The organism is Martinezella lusitana, from assembly GCF_014207095.1.
Lineage (GTDB): Bacteria > Pseudomonadota > Alphaproteobacteria > Rhizobiales > Rhizobiaceae > Rhizobium > Rhizobium lusitanum_B.
Genome location: NZ_JACHBG010000026.1, coordinates 61,917 through 83,481 on the forward strand (window position 1 = coordinate 61,917; position 21,565 = coordinate 83,481).

A 21,565-nucleotide genomic window follows, 5' to 3' on the forward strand; every position below is an offset into this window, starting at 1 on the left:
GAAATGCCCTGTCAGCGAAAGCGGCGGCTGACAAAACGCGAACCTGCAGCACCGAAGCGCCAAAGAGGTTCGACGTTCTTGGTGATTCCGATGCGCTTGTCGACGACAGTCGCCACCGGCTCGGTGAGCGAGAAGGCGAAAGGTGGCTGATCCAGCGATATGCCATTCAAGCTAATGTCGATCGCCAGTGCCTGCGACAGCTTTCCCGGCCCGTTGCACAGAGACATGACATCGGTCATGCCGCGACGCCCCACCATCTCCTCGATACCGATCTCTGGTTCCAGGGCCCGGATGAGCACGGCGCTCCCAGTAAGGCAGACGAAGTTCAGACACCAGTGAATGCCGTAGGAACGGTAGATATAGACATGGCCCGGCGGCCCGAACATGGCGGCATTGCGCGGAGTAGGCCCGCGAAAGGCGTGCGACGCCTCATCGTCAGGTCGATAGGCTTCCGTCTCGACGATTCGGCCGCCGATGCCTTCGACCGCAAAGCGCGCGCCGATCAAATCAGATGCAACGATAACGGCATCACGGTTGAAAAAAGCCGAAAGGGCGGTGCCGACCAGCGGTTTCGACTCCGGCGAGAGCGTTTGATCGTCAAAAGTCATGGGCAGAAATGGCGTCCCTGCAGCGATGCCGTATCTTTCGCATAAGAGACGGCATCATGGAATATGCATGGATGATGGCGGAAGAGACCGTCGCAGCAATCGCGCTTGGCGCTGCTGTTTTAACGCGGATCAAAGACCCTGCCATGAGAGAGGTAGCTATACGCAACGCGCTTACTGCGGCGTCGAGCTGCCCGCATCAGGGCATCCGCTCCGCCATTTTACCGTTAGACGCGGAGACGTGGAAGGAAAGGGACGATCCCGTCACCAGGCCGCGCTACAGCATGAGGCGCATGCGGCAGGAGATCACCAAGGCGGAAGAACGTGGGCGCCTCGCGGAGCGCGAGCGGTGTGCCAAGATCGCCGAGGGTGACGCGCGAGATTTCGACTTCCAGCGTGCTCTTGCGGATGGTGACGATATCAGCCACGGCATGGCCAGTGCTCAACTCGAAATCGCTAGGCGCATTCGGGAGAATGGGGACGGCAAGTGATGGACGATCCGCGTGAACTACCACGATACGGCAACAATAACCCGCTTTATTCTCAGGCTGCGGCTTGGGACGGCCACAGATCTGTGCGCCTTGCAGTAGAAAACCTTGGGTTTTCTACGACGGTATATTCATATGGGTTGGGATACGACGAGCTAACGGAAGCCGCCGAGCGTATCGCATTGCTCTGGAACCTTCACCTCGGCCAAACCAACGTCGAACTGCGAGCCGCCCTCTCAGCAAAAGTGGAGGGCGGCTGTGACCAGTGATGACCGTATAATCCGCGACTATTTGCAGGCCGCCCATAATAGGGGTGGTTCCTTTGAGATGGCGATGGGCATGCTTGTCCAGCGCATCATGGTTCTCGAAGACAGACTGCAGCGCGCCAGGATCAGCTTTGACGCAGATCCGGTCATCGTCAAGTTGGAACGCGAGGCACTGTGGATGACAAAGTTAGTCCAATCCTAAAAGAGGCTCACGATTTTATCGACTACCGAACCGCCGAACTTTCCGATGACGATGCCAATGATACCGGAAATTAAACCGGTGATGACGGCGAGCGCAATTTTATCGTTATTTTTCCTGAAAAAACCCTCTACCGGCCTATGATAGACAGTTTTTCTAAAGAAAACAGCATATGCCATCCAAATATTACCTAATAAAAACATCAAAAAATATAATAGAAAAATGGCTCTGATCGCATAAATAGCGTGTTGATTTACAATTATTAATTCCTCTATCCACTTCCCAAGAAATGCATACGTCACGAATATTAACAAATATGGGAATTTGAATATTTTCAGGCCGGCGAGCTTATCTAGTGCAGACTTATAGTTGATCAAATCCTCATAAATGGATTTGGCCAAGCTGGCGCCGTTTGGTGCATTGTGCCTAGGCGAAACGCTAGACCATCCGCTCTCAAATGAAATCCACACTTCGTCCAGATAAATCGTAGGACGCCCTGCAAGAAGCGCCTTGTGTGTCTTTATGTCATCAAGGCTTTCGAACTCTATACTTCTAGTCTTTGCGGTTACGTTTTGTATTCCCTTCGATTCAAGTATTTTTATAAGATCGTCTACTGATATGGATATAAGCCCGAGTTCATGTCGAATATTTTCGTGTGAGACATCCCTGACCATTTAGACCTCAGTTAAAAAAAGCTCCGAAAGAAACTAATAGCTCTTCTTTATTTCGATTCATCGAAGTTAAGAATAGCTGGCTACGCAGCTTTCTTCAAAATCTTCCGCGGCCGATCCAGCAGCTCTTTAGGTGAGGGCGCCCCTTCCAGGATCAAATTGGCCCAGATCTGCGAAAGCTCGACGCGCCGATCGATGTGCTCCGCACGATCGTAGGCAGCCTTGACCTTGTTCTTCGGCACGTGGGCCAGCATCAGCTCGATGATAGCCTCATCGTCACGGTACAGCGTGTTCATGACCGTGCTGAATGTCGAGCGCCAGCCATGCGGCACGTGCCGATGGTGGTATCCCGCCCGATTCAGCATGTAGCCGATCGCATTGGGAGACATCGCTTTGTGCGCGTGCCTGGCGTTGGGGAATACAAACGGTCCTTTGCCGGTAATCGACCGAACTGTCTCGATGATCTCGATCGCCTGCCACGGCAGAGGAATGAGATGGTCTCGGTCCGGATCATCCTTGTATTCCTTCCGCAGCTTCATCCGTGCGGCAGGGATCTCCCAGATGGGGAGATTATGCCCGAGATCGTTAAACTCGTGCCATGGTGTCGTGGCCAGCGTGCCAGGTCGAGCCGCAGTGATCGCCAGGAGCCGGTGCGCCAGTTTTGTGACGGGATGCGCTGGCTCCTCTTCGACAGCCTTCAGCATTTGGCGCGCCTCTTCGAGACCGACGACGGCCGGCTGCTTGCCTCTCTTCCGCGGCGCCATGGCCCCTTGGACAATCGCCGCTGGGTCAGTGTTTGCCCGCCCGCTGCTGATCGCGTAGACAAAGACCGCCGATATTCGCTGGCGAACACGCCGGGCTTTCTCCTTCGCGTCTCTCTTCTCCATTATGCGAATGACGGCCAGCACGTTGGCCGGCGTGATATCGTTCATCGCCAATGAACCGAGGTAGGGAAACACCTCTTTCTCGAGACTGTCGAGAACATCCTGGGCGTGGATTTCCACCCATTGCGGTTTCTGCAGTTCATGCCACTCCCGCGCCAGGACTTCGAAGGTGTCTGCTTGCGAGGCTTTCGCGGAAATCTTCTCGATCTTTTTGAGCGCGTTCGGATCACGACCGCTCTTCAACACTTGTTTGGCTTGATCCCGAGCGGCGCGCGCGTCGACCAACGACATTTCCGGATAGGTGCCGATCGAGAGCAACTTTTCTTTGTCGCTGAAGCGGTATTTCATCCGCCACATTTTGCCGCCGGCAGTGCTTACGAAAAGAAATAGCCCACCTGAGTCGAAAAGCTTGTATGCTTTCTCCTGCGCCTTGGCCTTCTTGATTTGTGTGTCAGTGAGCATACCCCATCCCGCCCATACCCCCAAAATTCTCGGCCTGTACCCCCAACTCTACCCCCAAAACACTGAGCTTGGGTGGTTAGGGGTGGAAAGGCCGGGTAAGAGTGAGCCGTAAAATACGTTGGAAATCAAGGCCCTTTGGGCATGTATGGACATGTTTGGTAAGGGCGCATGGCGGAAGAGGTGGGATTCGAACCCACGGTACGGTTTCCCGCACGCCGGTTTTCAAGACCGGTTCCTTAAACCACTCGGACACTCTTCCTGTCATAGCGGCGCAGCGCTTTATGAAAGTGGTTGGCTCGCTTTACCGCTATTCGGGCGGGAGCGTCAACCGGGCTGGAGCGCATATGCTGCAACCAAATGCAAAGGAGATGGACCGCTTCCGATAATTCGTCCCCTTATGCAAGAAGCAGGTCACCCGATTGTCGCCCAAAAGGGAGGCTCGAAAGCCGCTGAAGCGCCTGTCAGGCCTTCACCGGCTTCGCGGATTGTGCAGCCCGCGTGCCGAGCAGGACCAGTGGGATGGCAACTGCATAAATGGCGACGACGGAGAGCCAGATGGCGCCTGGCCAATCCTTTTGGACGAGGAAATAGAATGTGGAGAACGCCAGCGGGCTGATGATCGTGGCAAGGCTGATGGCTGAGGTCAGCACGCCCTGCAGCTGACCCTGGCGGGTTTGATCGACCTGCCGTGTCGCGAGAGCCTGGAATGCCGGTGAACCGACCCCTGCAAGCGCGAAAATCGGCATGATGGCAAAGATCACCCAGCCCTGACTGGCGAAAGCCATGGCGACGAGCGCAATACACGCGCAGGTGATCCCTGCGACGACGGCCCAGCGTTCGCCGAGCAGCTTCGTCGCAGGGCCAGGCAGGAATATCTGCACCAGCGTTTGACAGACGCCGAATGCGCCAAGCGAGAGGCCGATCCAGAGACCGTTCCATCGGAACGTATCGAAGCCCCACAGCGCCCAGCACGTGCCGTAGGCTTCGCCCGTCGCGCTCAGGATAAAATAGACAAGGACAATCGGCATCAGCCCTTTCATCGAGAAAACCCAGCGCAGCGGCCGAAGCGGATTGAATGCGGCGAGATCGATCTTCCGACCTGACGGTGTGCGGGATTCGGGGAGGACGAACAGGGCTATGAGCAAATTGCAGCCGTTCAGGACTGCGGCGGCAATGAAGGGAAGCCTCAGCCAATAATCGCCAAGCAATCCGCCGAGAACCGGTCCGACAATGAACCCGACACCGAACATTGCACTGAGAAGTCCGAACCTGCGGGCCCTTTTGTCTTCCGGCGAGATGTCGGTGATGTAGGCCGTCGCCACAGAGACATTCGCGCTCGTCAGGCCGGCGATGGCTCGACCGAGCAACAGCATCCAAAGCTGCGGAGCGAACGCCATGATGACATAGTTGACGGCAGCGCCCGCCAGCGAAACGAGCAGTACGGGTCTGCGGCCGAGATTGTCGCTGAGCGAACCGAGCACGGGCGCGAAGACGAACTGCATCGCGGCATAGAGCGCAGTCATGACGCCGATATAGGGCGCGATGTTCTGGCTACGGGTCACTTCCTCGAGAAGCCTCGGAAGAATTGGGAAGATGAGGCTTATGCCGATTGCATCGAGGCAGATGGCGGCAAAGATGACGATAAGGGGCTTGTTCATGGTCAACTTCAATCCAGGGAAATAACGAGCTTGCCCATGACGCGACCTCTGGCACTGACATCCTGTGCCAGTGCCGTCTGTTCAAGCGGGAAGGTCTGCTCGACATGCAGACGGAAAAGACCCTCTGAGCAAAGCCGAGCCACATCGGCAAAAATCAACTCCGGATTCTTCGGAGGGCCATGGGAAAACTTCGCGCCGTATTCCTCCGCCGAGAAATCGGCAACGGAGAGAACCCGCGCGGCGTTGCCGACGATCGCGATCAGTTCCGGGATCACCCCGGAGCCCGCGAGATCGAGGGCAGCATCGACGCCATTTGGCGCGAGTTCCTTGACGCGTTCCGCGAGCCCCGGTCCGTATGTCGTCGGGAGAGCGCCGAGATCGCGCAGATAGTCGTGTTTAGGTGTACTTGCCGTGCCGATGACGATGATCCCGCGCAGGCGAGCCAGCTGAACGACGGCCGAGCCTATTCCGCCCGCAGCACCGCTTACCAGTAGCGTTTGGCCGGATTCGATATCGACTTCGTCAAGAGCACGCGTCGCCGTGTCGATGACGACAGGCAGCCCACTCGCAACCTCGAACGACATATCGTCCGGCTTGTGCGCCCAGTGGGTGAGAAGCGCATACTGAGCCATCGTATTCTCGCCAAAGCCAAAAACGGCATCGCCGATCGAGACGTTCAAAACGCCTTCGCCAATCTCATCGACGATGCCGGACGCTTCGACGCCGAAGCCTGCGGGAAAGATCACGTCCTCGAAATCGCGATATCGCCCATCCCGGCGTTTCCAGTCGGAAGGATTGACGCCGGCCGCGCGGACAAGGATCCGCACCTGGCCTGGGCCGACATGCGGCTCATCAATCTCGACCACACGAACGACTTCGAGGCCGCCATATTCGTTGAACTGCGCTGCTTTCATGTTTCACTCCTTTCGGCGTGCCGCCCGCAAGGTCGGGCGGATTAATTCGTATCGAATACAAAAATATATCGAGTACATATTTCGATACGACCGAAGAAAGTGTTCGTCAACATGGAATGTGTACTCAGTACAAAAAATCTGCTATCGACGTCGGCATGACAACGACAACCGATCGACGAACCCGTAAGCGTCTTGCCACACGGCAAAACATCTCCAATGTCGCGACCCGCCTCTTTCTCGAGCGTGGCTTCGATCATGTGACGGTGGATGAAATCGCTACTGCCGCGGATGTCGGGCGGATGACGGTCTTCAATCACTTCCCCCGGAAGGAAGACATGTTCTTCGACCGCGACGAGGAGGCGAGGGAGATGCTGCGTGACGTCTTGCAGCAACGCGACGAAAGCATCGCGCCCATCGAGGCATACCGTCTGCTCGCGCATCGGCTTGTTGCGGAACAGCATCCTGCCGTCAATTTCTCCGCTCGCAGCCAAGGATTTATCGAGACGATAGAGGGAAGCGAAACCCTCAAGGCCCGGGTAAGGGCGATCCGCGACGAGATCGCTCATGTCGTGATGACGGCGCTAGCGGAAAGTGCAGGGCAACAACCCGACGATCCCGATGCCAAACTGGCCGCGAGCCTGCTTCTGGCAACATGGACCGTGGCTTTCATCCAGGCGCACCAGACGTTTCGCCAGAAGCGCGATACCAATCGCGCGACGGATGCATTTCTCGCCGTCATCGACAAAGGGGCGGTGGGCCAGAAAGCCGCCCTGTCCGGCACGGCCTACGCCTGATGGCTCAATACGCGCAATGCGTGTTTTCGGCATGTGGTATTATTGACAAAAGATAAGCTACGCATATTGTTAGCTGGCTTCAGTCAGATTTGACCCCTGACCTGGCAAATGTGGCCCGATCGTCTCCAGCGATCGGGCCACTCCATTTCCCCATTTCGAACCCGCCGAACTACCAAACACTACCTCCGATGTTGCATATGGCTGACTAGAGCACGCAGCTTGGGCGCCATATGGCGCCGGCTCGGATAGTACAGGTAAAAGCCGGAAAAACGTGGGCTGAAGCTTTCGAGAACGGCGACAAGCTCACCCCGTTCGATGCAGGGGCGAAAACTCTCCTCCATGCCAAAGGTAATTCCGGCGCCGGCTACGGCAAGCTTGGTCATCAATGCCATGTCGTTCGTGGTGATTTCCGGCGCGACGGCGACGCTGAACTCCTTGCCATCCTCAGCGAATTCCCAACGGTATGGCGCTGCCCTGGGTGCGGGGCGCCAGCCTATACACCGGTGGGTGACAAGCTCGCCGGGATGAACAGGTGCGCCGAAGCGTTGCAGGTATCGTGGCGAACAAACGGCCAGTTGCCGCTCATCGCCGGCAACAGGCACCGCAATCATGTCCTGCTCGATCACCTCGCCAAGACGAACGCCCGCATCATAGCCCTCGGCAACGATGTCGAACTCCTCATCCGTGACAGTGATATCGAGCTGAACCTCCGGATTGGCCTCAGCGAAGCCTGTTAGGAAAGGCCCCGACAAAAATCGCTCCGCAATGGATGAAACAGCAAGGCGCAACTGCCCCCGTGGTGGCCCGCGCAGGTTTCCGGCAGCCTCAGTTGCCGCGCGCATTTCCGCAATCGCAGGCGCTATATCGCCAAAAAGTCTGTCGCCGGCCTCGGTAAGGCTGACGCTGCGGGTTGTACGCAGCACCAGCGCGATGCCGAGCGTCTCTTCCAGCCGCCTGATCGTCTGGCTCACCGCTGATCTTGTAACGCCCACGCGCTCTGCCGCCGCACGAAAACTTCGCTCCTCGGCAACGAGCGCAAACACAGCAAGTGCATTGAGGTCCGCTTCCATTGGTTAGTTCAGCTTTTCATTGAGGTAATGAATGATCGTCTTATCGCAACAATGAAACGGATCTACCTTCCTGGCAACTGCCGCGGCAATTCGAACAGCAATCGGGAAGGAAATGAATATGTCCCTCGACAAAGTCGTCCTCATCACCGGCGCCTCAAGCGGCATTGGCGCCGGAATTGCCCGAGAACTCGGGATGGCCGGAGCCAAGCTCATGCTCGGTGCCCGGCGTACGGATAGAATCGAAGCGCTGGCAAACGAGATCCGCGAAAGCGGCGGAGAGGCGGCAACGCGGCGTCTCGATGTGACCGATCGCGTGGATGTGGCCGCCTTCGTCGAGGCGGCGCGGAGAAACTTCGGCCGCATCGACGTAATCGTCAACAATGCCGGCGTCATGCCGCTGTCGCTGATGGCGTCGTTGAAGGTCGACGAATGGGACCGGATGATCGACGTCAACATCAAGGGCGTGCTCTACGGCATCGCGGCTGTATTGCCCGAAATGACAGCCCGGGGCTCCGGCCACATTATCAACATCGCATCCATAGGCGCGCTGTCTGTTTCACCCACCGCCGCAGTCTATTGCGCTACCAAATATGCGGTGCGTGCCATCTCGGATGGCTTGCGGCAGGAGAACGAAAATATTCGCGTTACCTGCATTCATCCCGGCGTGGTGGAAAGTGAGCTTGCTGACACGATCACCGATCCCGTCGCTGCGGAGATGATGAAGACCTATCGCTCCATTGCTCTCCAGCCCGACGCGATCGGACGAGCGGTGCGCTACGCGATCGAACAGCCGGACGATGTCGACGTCAACGAGATCGTCATCCGGCCAACACGCACCCGATGAGGCGGAGGCAGCTACGAGCCGTCGCTTGGTTTGCTGTCAGTGCCGGGGCTCTTGTCCGCACAGCGCTCAGACTACCCATACAGAAAGGTCACGCTAAGATGAATGTCGAACGAAATTCCGATACGCAAGCGCCGGAGAACCACCCCTATGTCGGGATGTGGGTTACGGCCGATGGCTATATCCGCCACAACCTGCTTGCGAATGGTCGTTATGACGAGGCGCGCGGCACGCGGGAGAGCGCCTATCGGGGGCGCTATGTCGTTCGCGGCGATCATATCGACTATTGGGACGACACCGGCTTTACCGCCGACGGAACATTCATTGACGGCGTGCTGCACCATGCCGGCATGATCCTCTATCGGCAAAAGTAGAAATAGCGCAGCCGACCGCCCAAGCCTCCAAGCTGAACGTCCGGCTGGCGTCCCGACCTTGGTAGAAGAAAAAGCGACGGGGCATGTCACAGACGATGCCTCTGCCTTGTCCTAGCTTCGCAACACCATCTTTCGAAGGAGACAACAATGGTCCGCCAGCGTATCGCAATCGTTTATCACACGGGCTACGGACACACCGGTCGCCAAGCCGAAGCTGTCGGGGCAGGGGTCGAGCAAATCGACGGCGTCGAGGCGATGCTCTTATCCGTCGATAAGGTCGAACGGCATTGGGACGATCTTCATGCCTGTGAAGCGATCATTTTCGGCTCGCCGACCTACATGGGTGCGGTCTCGGCACCCTTCAAAGCATTCCAGGAAATGACGTCTAGCGCCGTCCTATCCAAGGGTTTTCTTTGGAAAGACAAGATTGCAGCCGGCTTCACCACGTCAGGGTCACGATCCGGTGACAAGCTTTCGACACTCATCCAGCTGGCCATTTTCGCCGCGCAGCATGGCATGCATTGGGTCGGTCTCGATCTGCCGCCGGCCAACTGTTCATCGACAGGCTCCGAGGCGGATATGAACAGGCTTGGCTTCTGGCTCGGAGCCGGCGCGCAGGCGAATGTCGATGAAGGTCCGGACACCGCGCCGCCCGAAGCCGATCTCGCGACGGCACGCTATCTGGGGCGACGCGTCGCACTAACAACGCTACAATTCGTTCGAGGCCGCCAAATCATGGCAGCGCCATCTCAATACGCTCTTGCGACCCAATGACCGAAACATCCGCCGACCCAACCTTTTCAGATTTGCGTCCGCGTCTCATCCGGCTTGCCTACCGGATGCTTGGATCGGTGGCGGATGCCGAGGACATTGTGCAGGAAGCCTGGCTGCGCTGGCTCGCGACCGATCATGTGTCGGTTCGCGAACCAGCCGCATTTCTGCGAACCGTTGTCACCAGGCTTTGTCTGAATGAGCTGAAATCGGCACGGCGCCGACGCGAAGCCTATGTGGGGCCTTGGCTGCCCGAGCCGATCTTCGATCCGCAGGACGATGACGCGACCGATGATGTGACACTGCCGCTGATGTTGGCGCTGGAACGCCTGTCGCCGCTGGAGCGGGCCGCCTTCCTTCTCCACGATGTGTTCGGCATGGATTTCGAGGAGGTGGCACTGGCAATCGATCGTGAAGCCGCTGCCTGCCGCAAGTTGGCGAGCCGGGCGAGGGCGCATATCGTCGATGCCCGCCCTCGCTTTGCGATCGGGCGAGAGCAGGGGCTCAAGTTCGCCGCCGCCTTCTTCACCGCATCGAGAACCGGCGATATGGCTGCACTTCGCACCATGCTCTCGGAGGAGGTCGTCGCCTATGCGGACGGAGGCGGCAAAGTGGCGGCGTCACGGCGACCCCTTATCGGGATCGAGGCGGTCATGTTGCGTCACGAGCAGATGGCGCGACTTTTCCTCGTGCAACCCTCGCAACTGATCCGCTATGCCCTTATCGATGGCTTGCCGGGTTTCCTTACGATGGAAGGCGGCAACGTGGTGCAGACAACGGCGCTGCATATCGAGGAGGAAAGGGTCGTTGCCATCTATTGCACGCGCAACCCCGACAAGCTGCGCCACATAGCAAGCACAGCGGCGCATTGATTGTTGACGCGACGGGGGCGGGATGCGAGATCGCATTTCCACCGGCGTCGTAAAAGCATCCACCTGAAAGGAATAGCAATGCAGCGCTTCAGCATACGTCGCCTGGAGCGCGGCGATGCACTCGCGTTTAGCGATATCCGTCTCGAAGGCCTGTCTCGCCACCCCGAAGCTTTCGGCGCCTCCTATGAGGACGAAATGCTGTACACCGAGACGCAGGTCGCCGACCGGATTGCAAACAATATCATCTTTGGCGGCTTCGCCGATGACGGCGCGCTCTTGGGTGTCATCGGCGTGGGTAGATCCGGAGCCGCGAAATTGCGGCACATCGCGTCTATCTGGGGAATATATGTTCGGCCACAGGCACGAGGAACGGGGCTTTCGCGCCAGCTGATGGGCGCTGCCGTCGATGAAGCCAAAGCGACATGCCGTTCGATAAGGCTCTGCGTCGTTTCATCCAACAAGGCGGCCATTCGCCTCTACGAAACCTTCGGCTTCAAGGCGTGGGCAACCGAACGCGAAGCGCTGAAGGTCGGTGATGTCTACCACGACGAGATATTGATGCGTCTCGATACAGAAGGCTGAACGGCTGTCCGGTTCCGGACCATCCGCTTTCGAACAGAAGCAAGAATTCGCTCTCATCTGTTCCGAGCTGAGACCGACGGTGTCAATCGTCGGGCTGCGGCATAGGCCATTGCAAGCATCTCCAATGATTGCCTGTATTTTACTATTGATTAACCACGATCTTCAGAATTTCTCCTGTGCGCTTAATTTGCATCGCAAAATCGCCAAACTACAATCATGATTAAAGTACCGTTAGGTGATTGAGGCGTAGCAGCATACCGGAACGAGGGAAGTACCGGTCGGCAGACCTCCGTCAAAGTAATGAGTAGCGGCGTGGGACAGATGAAATTCGAAAATCGTGCGATGACATACGCAACGGGTATGCGTTGGTTTGCTCTCTCACTGATGTGCGCAACCATCACGGCCTGCGGAACAACTCAGAAGGTCGCGACCAAGCGCCAGCACGGCAAGGAATATTTCTCCGAGAAGGAATATGGCGTCAAGGCCAGCCCTCGCGTCGTCAACAACGGCCCGGTGCCGAAGGGCGGCGGCCGTTTCATGGTCGGCAATCCCTACCAGGTGAAGGGCAAGTGGTATTATCCCAAGGAAGATTTCGGCTATAGCAAGGTCGGTATTGCTTCCTGGTACGGTTCCGCCTTTCACGGCCGTTTGACGGCTAATGGCGAAGTGTACGATCAGCAGTCGCTGACTGCCGCGCATCCGACCTTCCCGCTCCCGAGCTATGCTCGCGTCACGAATGTCGAAACCGGCTCCTCCATCATCGTACGCGTCAACGATCGCGGCCCGTATCATCCCGGCCGCATCATCGACCTTTCCAACAAGACGGCGCAGATGCTCGATCTGCAGCACAGCGGCACGGGTGATGTGCGCGTGCAGTATGTTGGCCGCGCTCGTATGGATGGACACGACGATCCCTATCTGATGGCCTCTTACATCCCCAAGGGTTCGCGCCTGCCGAGCATCAATCCCGGCGGCCAGATTGCGAGCGGCGTGATGGTCGCGTCTGCGGGCCGGATGACTGCCGATCAACTGCCGGATTCGTATACGCCGACGCCGATGCGCGCCACGCGTCAGCAGCGTAGTTTCGAGTCGACGCCGGCGATCGCTCCCATTCCGCGCCAATCGCCCTATTCGGCAACGGCTTTCGCCGATACTCCGAAGGCTGCCTCCAACAACGACAAGCGCAATAACTTGCCGCCGATGACCTGGAATGGCGGCCCGATGCCGACCACAGAAGCGGCCGAGCCCACCATGGTCGTTCTGCCGCAGATCGGACCCATCCCCTATGAGCGTCCGGGTTCCTCGCACCGCATGGCAAGCCTTGGCGATCAGTCGTTCGGTTCTACGGTTGCCGCCTATCAGAATGCTCCGGTCAAGACAGTCTATGTCGACCTGGCTTTCGATGCCGTTATGGTTCGTAACGATGGCCTTACGCAGGAGTCCATCCTCTCGGCTTATCGCCGCCAGCATCACGGCACGACGCAGACGGATTGATCAGCGTCGTTGCCTGAATCTTCACCTGTCACTAAAATAATGGTGCGGTGATCGGATTGCGGGGACGGTATGCCAAAGCGCTTGATTCTTTTGTTCCTTTTTTTCCTTGGCATCGGCCATGCAGTTGCCGAGGCTCAGCCCGCCATTCCCGGCGCTTTCGATACGAAAGCGGCGCAAGCTTTCATGATCGAGGGCTCCACCGGCACGATCCTCCTTGCCAAAAATGAGGATCAGCCGATCTCTCCTGCCTCGCTTGCTAAACTCATGACGCTGGACGTTATCTACGATGCCGTCGGGCGAGGGGAGATCTCGCTCGATACCGAATATCCCGTGTCGGAAAATGCCTGGAGAACGGGCGGAGCCCCATCGCGTGCATCGACGATGTTCGCTGCACTGAAGTCGCGGATCAGGGTTGGCGATCTCATCCAGGGCGTAGCGGTCCAGCAGGCGAATGACAGCTGTATCGTGCTGGCCGAAGGCCTTTCTGTCAGCGAACGCGAATTTGCCCGACGCATGACGGCGCGCGCGCGTGAGATCGGCATTCCGCGGGCGACATTCACGAATTCCACCGGCCTGCCCGATGCAAACGACCCGAACAGCGGCGGCAAAATCTCGATGCGCGAGCTGGTGACCCTGGCGCAGGACCTGCAGCAGAAGCATACTGACCTCTACAGGTATTTCGGCCAGGCGGATTTCACCTGGAACAAGATTTATCAGCGCAACAAGAACCCATTGCTGCTGCTCAATATCGGTGTCGATGGCCTTGGACTGGGTTTTGCCGAGGGCGAGGGGTTTTCCATCGTCGCCTCGGTGGAACGCGACGGACGCCGGCTGTTTCTGGCGCTCGGCGGCCTGAAGAGCGACAAGGAACGCACGGAAGAAACCCGCCGTGTGCTTGAATGGGGCCTCAGCAACTTCAGGAGCCAGCGCCTGTTTAGCGGAAGCGAGGTGATTGGCGATGCCAGCGTCTACGGCGGCGCTCAATCAACCGTCAGCCTTGAGGCCAAGATCCCCGTCGACGTCTATGTTCCGATCGATACGCCGGACCGCCTCTCCGCTCGCATCGTCTACCGCTGGCCGCTCAGCGCTCCGGTCGTCACGGGTTATGAAGCCGGGACGCTGCGTGTGTTCCTCGGCGCTCGATTGGTTCGCGAATTGCCGCTCTATACAAAAGAATCAGTCGCTCGGGGCACACTCAGCCGCCGCGCCTTCGACGCCTTCATGGAATTGGCCGAATCCCTGCTCTTCTCCTGGCTGTGGGACAAACCCTTGCCGAGCTGACGCGCCGCTGCTCGCGAAATCCCTGTTTACACCCCATATAGAATGCAAGAGGCCGACATATGCACGGTTCCACCCGAGAATGTCTTGGGTTAAACAGGATACATATCGAGTGCCAAGCGGCAGGCGCGCGACAAGTGCAGGACATGATCATTGGCTGATGCAAACGGATTATTCGTAAGCTTCGAAGGCGGGGAAGGGGCGGGAAAATCAACCCAGATCCGCCGTTTGGCCGAGCGCCTGCGGGAACGGGGCCACGAGGTGCTCGTCACGCGTGAACCCGGCGGATCCCCGGGCGCGGAAGCCGTACGCCATGTTCTGCTCTCCGGCTCTGCCGAGGCGTTCGGTACGAGGATGGAGGCCATTCTTTTCGCAGCGGCACGAAACGACCACGTCGAAGAGGTCATTCGCCCGGCGCTCGCCCGCGGCACCATCGTCCTTTGCGATCGCTTCATGGATTCGTCGCGCGTCTATCAGGGCGTTACCGGTAATCTCGAGCCCAACTATATCGAGGCTCTGCAGAGAGTTGCCGTCAACGGCGTCGTTCCGGACTGCACGCTGATCCTCGACATTCCCGCCGAAGTCGGGCTCGAGCGCGCGCGCAAACGCGCCTCCGCCGTCACGGCTCCAGATCGCTTCGAAAAGGAAGAGATGCAGACACATGAGAAGCGTCGCGAGGCTTTTCTCGATATCGCCGCACGCGAACCGGAACGCTGCCACGTGATCAACGCACAGCGTTCGGAGGACGCGATTGCGGGTGAAATCGCCGGGATCGTCGACCGACGGCTCAGGCCCGCTGCGGACATTGTTGCCGAAGGATCGGAAGCGGCACAATGAGCGAAGAACGACCCGGCGTTCTGGACGGCGCGATCGCGCCGCAGGACAATCCCAGACTCTTCGGCCACGAGGACGCGGAAGCTTTTCTCGCGCAATCCTATCGTTCCGGCAAGGGCCATCACGCTATCCTGATCGAAGGGCCTGAGGGGATCGGCAAGGCGACGCTCGCCTTTCGTTTCGCCAACTACGTCCTTTCGCATCCTGATCCATCGTCTGCGCCAGAGATCATCCCGGATCCCGATCCGGCGTCTCCTATCAGCCGGCAGATCTCCGGTGGCGCATCCCACAATTTGTTGCATCTGAGCCGCCCGGTCGATGACAAGACTGGCAAGGTCAAATCCGCGATCACAGTGGACGAGGTGCGCCGTGCCGGAAAATTCTTCTCGCAGACCTCGGGAACGGGTAATTGGCGTATCGTCATCATCGACCCGGCCGATGATCTCAATCGCAACGCCGCCAACGCTATCCTGAAAATCCTTGAGGAGCCGCCTAAGCGCGCTTTATTCCTTGTGCTGTCGCATGCGCCGGGCCGGCTTTTGCCGACGATCCGCTCGCGCTGCCTGCCGCTGAAGCTCGCGCCGCTCGAAAACGAACCCTTGCGCTGGGCGCTCGAAAATCTCGGCGTGCCGCCGGGGCAGGGGAACGAATTGCTTCCGGCAGCCAAGGGCAGCGTCAGTGAGGCGCTCAAGCTCCTGAACTATGGCGGCGGGGAGATTATAGACGCCTACCGGCAGGTGCTTTCGGCTGACGGACCTGCCGCGCGTAAGGCCATGCACCGCCTCGCCGACGCGCTTTCTGGCAAGGACAGCGACACGATCTTCGGCTTCTTCCTGTCCCATATCGGTGACGACATTGTTGAACGCGCGCGGGCCGCGGCTCTCGGCGGCTCTCTTGCAACGGCCGAAAGACTGGCGCGTCTCCATTCGGAGACAACTGAGCGGCTGAATATATCGCAGGCCTACAATCTCGATCGCAAGCAGACGCTCATCACCATTCTAAGCGAATTGAAGCAACAACTTTCCGAATAGATGGATCGCGGATGCCAGAGACGGCACCCGCGACGAGACTTGCAGAATTGCGTCAGGGCAGGATCAGCTTCCAGGCGACGACCGCCAGCGTCACGGCAAGGATGATGCGGACGGACCGCTCATGCAGGCGCGGCGCGAGCAGGCTGCCGGCGACAATGCCGGGAATCGACCCCACGAGCAGAGCAAACAGCATCGACCAGTTGATCTCACCGATGAACCAGTAGCCCATGCCGCCGATCAGGGTCAGCGGTACGGCGTGGACGATATCGGAGCCGACGATCTCGCGGACATCGGTCTGCGGATAGAGGACGAGCAGCACGGTCACGCCAAGCGCGCCGGCACCAACCGATGTCATGGTGACGAGGGTGCCGAGCATAAGACCCAGAATGATGGTCGCCAATGCAATGGTGCGCGGCGTCAGCTTGCCGCGTTCGCCCCGCCATTTCCGTATGGCTTCCAGAATCTGACCGCGGAAGATCAGCATCAGCGACGTCAGGAGCAGAAGACAGCCCAGCGAGAGCGTGATGGCGTGCGCAACCGAAGGGCTTTCGCGATTGACGCCGGCCATGATCCACAGCATGAGCAAAGCTGCCGGCACGCTACCGGAAGCGAGCAGGGCAACCACCTTCCAGTTGACGCGCCCATGAATGCCGTGGACAGCCGTTCCCGCTGTCTTGGTGATTGCCGCGTAGAGCAGGTCCGTGCCAACAGCGGTTGCCGGATGCACTCCGAACAACAGCACCAGCAATGGCGTCATCAGCGACCCGCCGCCGACACCCGTAATGCCGACCAGCATGCCGACGAAGAAGCCGGAAAATGAATAAAGCGGCTGATAGGTACTGAGAAAACTCAAAGCAACGGCCCCTTGAAGCCGTCGGACAGGCTTATTAAAAATTCTTTGAAATTCACGACCATCTCTGCCCTGCATTCCGATCCTTTGAAGGGGTAAAGGCGAGGCGGGAGTGAGTCAAGCAAGGCCCGCTTGTCGACATCCTATTGCTGCACCCGCGAAACTTGGTGTTTCGCTCCCGGCAAACATGCGCTAAAGCGAGCGGAGCACGCATAACAAAGACGCAACCGTAAAAAACGGACCCTTGCCCGATATGACCGAAAAGACCCCGTTCTACATCACCACCGCGATCGCTTATCCCAATGGCAAGCCGCATATCGGCCATGCCTATGAGCTGATTGCCACCGATGCCATGGCGCGCTTCCAGCGTCTGGATGGGCGCGACGTCTTTTTCCTGACAGGCACCGATGAGCACGGCCAGAAGATGCAGCAGACGGCGCGCGCTGAAGGCATCGAACCGCAGCAGCTCGCCAACCGCAATTCGGACGAATTCCAGGCGATGGGCAAGCTCCTGAACGCGTCTAACGACGACTTCATCCGCACGACTCAACCGCGTCACCACCAGACCTCGCAGAATATATGGAACCTGATGGCCGATGCCGGAGACATCTATAAGGATTCCTATGCCGGCTGGTATTCTGTGCGCGACGAAGCCTATTACCAGGAAAACGAAACCGAGCTGCGCGCCGATGGCGTGCGCTACGGACCGCAGGGCACGCCCGTCGAATGGGTTCAGGAGGAAAGCTATTTCTTCAAGCTCTCCGAATACCAGGACAAGCTGCTGAAGCATTATGAGGAAAATCCGGACTTCATCGGTCCTGCCGAGCGCCGCAACGAAGTCATCTCCTTCGTAAAGTCGGGCCTGAAGGATCTGTCCGTCTCGCGCACTACGTTCGACTGGGGCATCAAGGTGCCGAACGACCCGGCTCACGTCATGTATGTCTGGGTCGATGCGCTGACCAACTACCTGACGGCGACCGGCTATCTCGAGGATAAAAACAATCCTCGGGCGAAATACTGGCCGGCCGATCTGCATATCATTGGTAAGGACATCATCCGCTTCCACGCCGTCTACTGGCCGGCCTTCCTTATGTCGGCGAAGCTGCCGCTGCCGAAGCGCGTCTATGCCCACGGCTTCCTGCTCAACAAGGGCGAGAAGATGTCGAAGTCGCTCGGCAATGTCGTCGATCCGATCAACCTCGTGAACCATTTCGGTCTTGACCAAGTGCGCTATTTCTTCCTGCGCGAAGTCTCCTTCGGCCAGGACGGCAGCTACAGCGAAGAGGCGATCGGCACGCGCATCAACTCCGATCTTGCAAACGGTATCGGCAACCTCGCCAGCCGTTCGCTGTCGATGATCGTGAAGAACTGCGAGGGACAGATTCCCGAGTGCGGTGCTTTGACCGACGAGGACAAGGCGCTTCTGGCGCAGGCCGATGGGCTGCTGGCTTCGACGCGCGAAGACATGGGCAAGCAGCTTATCCATCGTGCGCTCGCTTCCATCATATCAGTGGTTTCCGAAACGGACCGCTATTTCGCAGGGCAGGAGCCCTGGGCGCTGAAGAAGACCGACCCGGCCCGGATGGCGACCGTGCTCTATGTCACGGCCGACGTGGTGCGCCAGATCGCCATTCTGCTGCAGCCGTTCATGCCGGCATCTTCAGGCAAGCTCTTGGATCTCATTGCTATTCCCGCAGACAAGCGTGATTTCGCAGCGCTCGGGGAGGCGGGTCGCCTCGTTGCCGGGACGCCACTGGAAGCACCGAAGCCGGTCTTCCCGCGCTACGTCGCACCGACTGCCGAGTAAGGTGTTCCATGCTGATCGATACGCATTGCCATCTGGATTTTGCTGATTTCGCGGAGGAGCGCGACGCGATCGTCGCGCGCGCCCATGAGTTCGGCGTCAAGCGGATGGTCACGATCTCGACCAGAGTTCGCAAGCTTGACGGCCTGCTGGAGCTGACCGAGCGCTACCCATCGGTTTTCTGCTCCGTGGGCACGCATCCGAACAGCGCCGATGAGGAACTGGATATCCAGACCGAGGATCTTGTGCGGTTGGCAAACCAGCATAAGAAGATCGTCGCGATCGGCGAGGCGGGACTGGATTACTTCTACGATACCGTCAAGCCGGAAGACCAGAAGACAGGATTCCTGCGCCATATCGCGGCTGCCCGCGAAACGCAGCTGCCGCTGGTCATCCATAGCCGCAGCGCGGACGAGGACATGGCCGCGATCCTGACAGAGGAAACAGGGAAGGGGGCCTTCCCCTTTATCCTCCATTGCTTCTCCGCCGGCCCTGCCCTTGCCCGCACTGGCGTCGAACTTGGCGGCTATATCTCCTTTTCCGGCATCCTGACTTTCCCGAAGTCGGAGGAGCTACGCGACATCGCCAAGACGATCCCGCACGACCGGCTGTTGGTCGAGACGGACGCGCCGTATCTGGCGCCGAAGCGCTGGCGCGGCAAACGCAACGAACCATCCTATGTCGTCAACACAGCCGAGGTGCTGGCCGACACGATCGGCGTCAGCATGGACGAGATCGCCGACATCACCACGGAAAACGCCTTTCGCTGCTTCTCCAAGATGACAAGGGTCTGACGGCGTGACCTACCGGCGACGCTTCACCATTTTGGGCTGTTCCTCGTCGCCGGGCGTGCCGCGCATTACCGGCGATTGGGGTGCCTGCGATCCGAGAAATGCAAAGAACCGTCGCACGCGCGCGGCTTTCCTCGTTGAGCAAATCGCACCGGATGGCGGCATCACCACCGTCGTCATCGACACAGGACCGGATTTTCGCGAACAGATGATCCATGCCGGCGTCAGCTTCATCGACGCGGTGCTGTATACCCATGCGCACGCCGACCATATTCACGGCATCGACGATCTGCGCGGCTATTTCCACATCTCGAACGAGCGCATCCCGATCTATGCCGACCCGCAGACGATGGATCGCATTCGAGAAGGCTTCCGCTACTGCCTGGAAACGCCGCCCGGCAGCAGCTATCCGCCGATCGTCCGGCCGGTATTGATCGAAGACCTTGAGAAAAGTTTCACCATTGATGGGGCAGGCGGGCCGATCCGCTTCTGGCCGCACAAGCAATTGCATGGCGATATCCACTCGCTGGGATTCCGCATTGGCAAGCTCGCTTATTGCAGCGATATCAGCGACTTCCCGCCGGAATCGGTAGAGAAAGTTGAAAATCTAGACGTCCTCATCATCGATGCTTTGCAATATCGGCCACATCCAAGCCATTTGTCGCTGGAACAATCGCTCGGCTGGATCGAGCGACTGAAGCCAAAACATGCCATCTTGACCCACATGCATACGCCGCTCGATTATGAAACCGTGCTGGCGGAGACGCCCGACCATGTCGAGCCAGCCTACGATCAGATGCAGATCGAGCTCGACGTGGAGGATGACGATCTATGAGCGAAGACAGCAAGAAGCTTTCAAGCCTGGAACGGGTCGAACTTGCGGCACGGAACCTGGGTCTCGAAATCTCGATCAAGCGCATGGAGCAATCGACGCGGACGGCCGAGGAGGCTGCGAAAGCGGTCGGCTGTGCCGTCGGCCAGATCGTCAAATCGCTGGTTTTCGTCAATGCAGACACGCATGGACTGACGCTGCTTCTCGTCTCCGGTGCGCATAATGCCGATACGGCCTATATTGCGGCAAGTTACGGAATTCGGCTGAAACGCGCCGATATCGACCGGGTTCGCGATGAAACCGGCTTTGCAATTGGCGGCGTCGGCCCGATTGGCCATCTGGTCGAGCTACCCGTCTTCATCGATGAAAGTCTTTTGGCTTACGATCAGGTCTGGTGTGCTGCAGGACGACCGGACAGCATTTTTGCATGCAATCCAACGCTTCTGGCGGAAAAGATTGCGGCAAAAATCATCCGCATCAAGGCAAGCTGAAGTTAGCAGCGCACTCGCTGTGTTCTCCTGATTGCCGCGGAACATGGCAAAGGAGGATGCGATGAGCCAAACTTCACGCGAGGAAAGAATCGACGCTGCATCAAGAATGATCCGTGCAACGCCACAGGCAATCTTTCAGGCGTTCATCGACCCGGAGGCATTGATCTCCTGGCTTCCGCCCAGAGGCATGACCGGTCAGATCATGACCTTTGAACCGCGTCGAGGCGGCAGCTATCGGCTGGCACTTCGCTACGACATTCCCGATCATTCGACACCCGGAAAGTCTTCCGAGCACATGGACGTCGTATCAGGTCGGTTCCTGGAAATCAGTCCTGACGAGCGGATCGTTCAGGCCGTGAATTTCGAATCCGACGACACGGCATTCAACGGCACGATGGTCATAACCTGGTCGTTGGTCGAAACTCTATCAGGCACAAACGTCACCATAGTTTGTGAAGACGTTCCAATCGGCATCAGCAAGAAAGATCACGACGAAGGCTTGAAGTCGACCTTGGAAAATCTCGCCAACTATCTGGAATGAAAAGGAAAAGCGATTGGTCGGTTGGTTTGGCCAAAGGCCTTTTTTGTTCCATAATCTATCTTATCTGATGTTTTGCTGTAGCCGCAAAGTTGAAGTGTCCTGTTTTTGCAAAGTTGGAATGTCACTCTCCCCGGGTTTTTGATGACCTGGGAGATTGCGGATGGGACT

Annotated in this window: 25 protein-coding genes and 1 tRNA gene; 18 read left to right on the forward strand and 8 right to left on the reverse strand. The window is 58.2% G+C overall.

The features are described 5' to 3' along the window. Positions 1-11: 11 nt before the first annotated feature. Complete coding sequence (locus GGD46_RS29530; RefSeq protein ID WP_184710467.1) at positions 12-608, reverse strand: DNA-3-methyladenine glycosylase; 597 nt, start codon at positions 606-608, stop codon at positions 12-14. A 56-nt stretch (positions 609-664) separates the two neighbouring features. Here GGD46_RS29530 and GGD46_RS29535 point away from each other — a divergent pair, with 56 nt between their 5' ends. Genes GGD46_RS29535 through GGD46_RS29545 form a run of 3 tightly spaced genes read left to right on the forward strand, consistent with a single transcriptional unit; the run spans position 665 to position 1,561 of the window. After that, the gene (locus GGD46_RS29535) at positions 665-1,096 is read left to right on the forward strand and encodes a hypothetical protein (protein ID WP_184710469.1); all 432 of its coding nucleotides are present in this window, start codon (positions 665-667) and stop codon (positions 1,094-1,096) included. Then, complete coding sequence (locus GGD46_RS29540) at positions 1,096-1,362, forward strand: hypothetical protein (RefSeq protein WP_184710471.1); 267 nt, start codon at positions 1,096-1,098, stop codon at positions 1,360-1,362. Before GGD46_RS29535 ends, GGD46_RS29540 begins: the two co-directional genes overlap by 1 nt. Continuing rightward, a complete protein-coding gene (locus GGD46_RS29545) occupies positions 1,352-1,561 on the forward strand; it encodes a hypothetical protein (protein WP_184710473.1) in 210 nt (69 codons plus the stop codon). The genes GGD46_RS29540 and GGD46_RS29545 overlap by 11 nt, the downstream gene beginning before the upstream one ends. Here GGD46_RS29545 and GGD46_RS29550 read toward each other — a convergent pair. The 5 genes from GGD46_RS29550 to GGD46_RS29570 all read right to left on the reverse strand — a co-directional run bounded on the left by GGD46_RS29550 (position 1,558) and on the right by GGD46_RS29570 (position 6,147). Next, positions 1,558-2,232 carry a hypothetical protein gene (locus GGD46_RS29550; RefSeq protein ID WP_184710475.1) on the reverse strand — a complete coding sequence of 225 codons (675 nt, stop codon included), beginning with the start codon at positions 2,230-2,232 and terminating at the stop codon, positions 1,558-1,560. The two genes, GGD46_RS29545 and GGD46_RS29550, sit on opposite strands and share 4 nt — an antisense overlap. Positions 2,233-2,312: 80 nt before the next feature. Next, complete coding sequence (locus GGD46_RS29555; RefSeq protein WP_184710477.1) at positions 2,313-3,575, reverse strand: tyrosine-type recombinase/integrase; 1,263 nt, start codon at positions 3,573-3,575, stop codon at positions 2,313-2,315. 169 nt (positions 3,576-3,744) lie between these two features. Further along, positions 3,745-3,834, reverse strand: a tRNA-Ser gene (locus GGD46_RS29560). A gap of 202 nt (positions 3,835-4,036) precedes the next feature. Next, entirely contained in the window at positions 4,037-5,233 is a 1,197-nt protein-coding gene (locus tag GGD46_RS29565) for a TCR/Tet family MFS transporter (protein WP_184710479.1), read from the reverse strand. A gap of 8 nt (positions 5,234-5,241) precedes the next feature. Continuing rightward, positions 5,242-6,147, reverse strand: coding sequence for an NADP-dependent oxidoreductase (locus GGD46_RS29570; protein WP_184710481.1), 906 nt, complete (start codon positions 6,145-6,147; stop codon positions 5,242-5,244). A 155-nt stretch (positions 6,148-6,302) separates the two neighbouring features. Here GGD46_RS29570 and GGD46_RS29575 point away from each other — a divergent pair, with 155 nt between their 5' ends. After that, positions 6,303-6,941, forward strand: a complete 639-nt coding sequence (locus GGD46_RS29575; RefSeq protein WP_184710483.1) for a TetR/AcrR family transcriptional regulator — start codon at positions 6,303-6,305, stop codon at positions 6,939-6,941. A 179-nt stretch (positions 6,942-7,120) separates the two neighbouring features. Here GGD46_RS29575 and GGD46_RS29580 read toward each other — a convergent pair whose 3' ends face one another. Continuing rightward, complete coding sequence (locus GGD46_RS29580; RefSeq protein ID WP_184710485.1) at positions 7,121-8,011, reverse strand: LysR family transcriptional regulator; 891 nt, start codon at positions 8,009-8,011, stop codon at positions 7,121-7,123. Positions 8,012-8,129: 118 nt separating this feature from the next. On the opposite strand from GGD46_RS29580, the gene GGD46_RS29585 reads away from it, so the two are divergent. The 9 genes from GGD46_RS29585 to GGD46_RS29625 all read left to right on the forward strand — a co-directional run bounded on the left by GGD46_RS29585 (position 8,130) and on the right by GGD46_RS29625 (position 16,088). Next, positions 8,130-8,855, forward strand: coding sequence for an SDR family oxidoreductase (locus GGD46_RS29585; protein WP_184710487.1), 726 nt, complete (start codon positions 8,130-8,132; stop codon positions 8,853-8,855). A gap of 98 nt (positions 8,856-8,953) precedes the next feature. Continuing rightward, complete coding sequence (locus GGD46_RS29590; protein WP_246806506.1) at positions 8,954-9,226, forward strand: Atu4866 domain-containing protein; 273 nt, start codon at positions 8,954-8,956, stop codon at positions 9,224-9,226. 147 nt (positions 9,227-9,373) lie between these two features. Beyond that, the gene (locus GGD46_RS29595) at positions 9,374-10,000 is read left to right on the forward strand and encodes a flavodoxin family protein (RefSeq protein ID WP_184710492.1); all 627 of its coding nucleotides are present in this window, start codon (positions 9,374-9,376) and stop codon (positions 9,998-10,000) included. Next, entirely contained in the window at positions 9,997-10,869 is an 873-nt protein-coding gene (locus tag GGD46_RS29600; protein ID WP_184710494.1) for a sigma-70 family RNA polymerase sigma factor, read from the forward strand. Before GGD46_RS29595 ends, GGD46_RS29600 begins: the two co-directional genes overlap by 4 nt. A 78-nt stretch (positions 10,870-10,947) precedes the next feature. Beyond that, complete coding sequence (locus tag GGD46_RS29605) at positions 10,948-11,451, forward strand: GNAT family N-acetyltransferase (RefSeq protein WP_184710496.1); 504 nt, start codon at positions 10,948-10,950, stop codon at positions 11,449-11,451. 321 nt (positions 11,452-11,772) lie between these two features. Further along, positions 11,773-12,945, forward strand: a complete 1,173-nt coding sequence (locus GGD46_RS29610; protein WP_184710498.1) for a septal ring lytic transglycosylase RlpA family protein — start codon at positions 11,773-11,775, stop codon at positions 12,943-12,945. 69 nt (positions 12,946-13,014) lie between these two features. Continuing rightward, positions 13,015-14,226: a D-alanyl-D-alanine carboxypeptidase family protein gene (locus tag GGD46_RS29615; protein WP_184710500.1), complete on the forward strand. Its 1,212-nt coding sequence runs from the start codon at positions 13,015-13,017 to the stop codon at positions 14,224-14,226. 150 nt (positions 14,227-14,376) lie between these two features. Beyond that, a complete protein-coding gene (tmk, locus tag GGD46_RS29620; protein WP_184710502.1) occupies positions 14,377-15,060 on the forward strand; it encodes a dTMP kinase in 684 nt (227 codons plus the stop codon). Further along, complete coding sequence (locus GGD46_RS29625; RefSeq protein ID WP_184710504.1) at positions 15,057-16,088, forward strand: DNA polymerase III subunit delta'; 1,032 nt, start codon at positions 15,057-15,059, stop codon at positions 16,086-16,088. Before tmk ends, GGD46_RS29625 begins: the two co-directional genes overlap by 4 nt. 52 nt (positions 16,089-16,140) lie before the next feature. Here the strand turns inward: GGD46_RS29625 and GGD46_RS29630 are convergent, their stop codons facing one another. Next, a complete protein-coding gene (locus tag GGD46_RS29630; protein WP_184710506.1) occupies positions 16,141-16,941 on the reverse strand; it encodes a sulfite exporter TauE/SafE family protein in 801 nt (266 codons plus the stop codon). Between the two features lie 250 nt (positions 16,942-17,191). Between GGD46_RS29630 and metG the strand changes: the two genes are divergently transcribed. The 5 genes from metG (at position 17,192) to GGD46_RS29655 (ending at position 21,397) form a co-directional block, all read left to right on the forward strand. Next, positions 17,192-18,745 (forward strand): methionine--tRNA ligase, encoded by a 1,554-nt coding sequence (gene metG / locus GGD46_RS29635; RefSeq protein ID WP_184710508.1) that lies wholly within the window; start codon positions 17,192-17,194, stop codon positions 18,743-18,745. Positions 18,746-18,753: 8 nt separating this feature from the next. Continuing rightward, positions 18,754-19,536 (forward strand): TatD family hydrolase, encoded by a 783-nt coding sequence (locus tag GGD46_RS29640; protein WP_184710512.1) that lies wholly within the window; start codon positions 18,754-18,756, stop codon positions 19,534-19,536. Positions 19,537-19,540: 4 nt separating this feature from the next. Next, positions 19,541-20,368 (forward strand): MBL fold metallo-hydrolase, encoded by an 828-nt coding sequence (locus GGD46_RS29645; RefSeq protein WP_184710514.1) that lies wholly within the window; start codon positions 19,541-19,543, stop codon positions 20,366-20,368. Further along, complete coding sequence (locus tag GGD46_RS29650) at positions 20,365-20,856, forward strand: YbaK/EbsC family protein (protein WP_184710516.1); 492 nt, start codon at positions 20,365-20,367, stop codon at positions 20,854-20,856. Before GGD46_RS29645 ends, GGD46_RS29650 begins: the two co-directional genes overlap by 4 nt. A gap of 61 nt (positions 20,857-20,917) precedes the next feature. Then, positions 20,918-21,397: an SRPBCC domain-containing protein gene (locus GGD46_RS29655; RefSeq protein ID WP_184710518.1), complete on the forward strand. Its 480-nt coding sequence runs from the start codon at positions 20,918-20,920 to the stop codon at positions 21,395-21,397. The last annotated feature ends 168 nt before the right edge of the window (positions 21,398-21,565 follow it).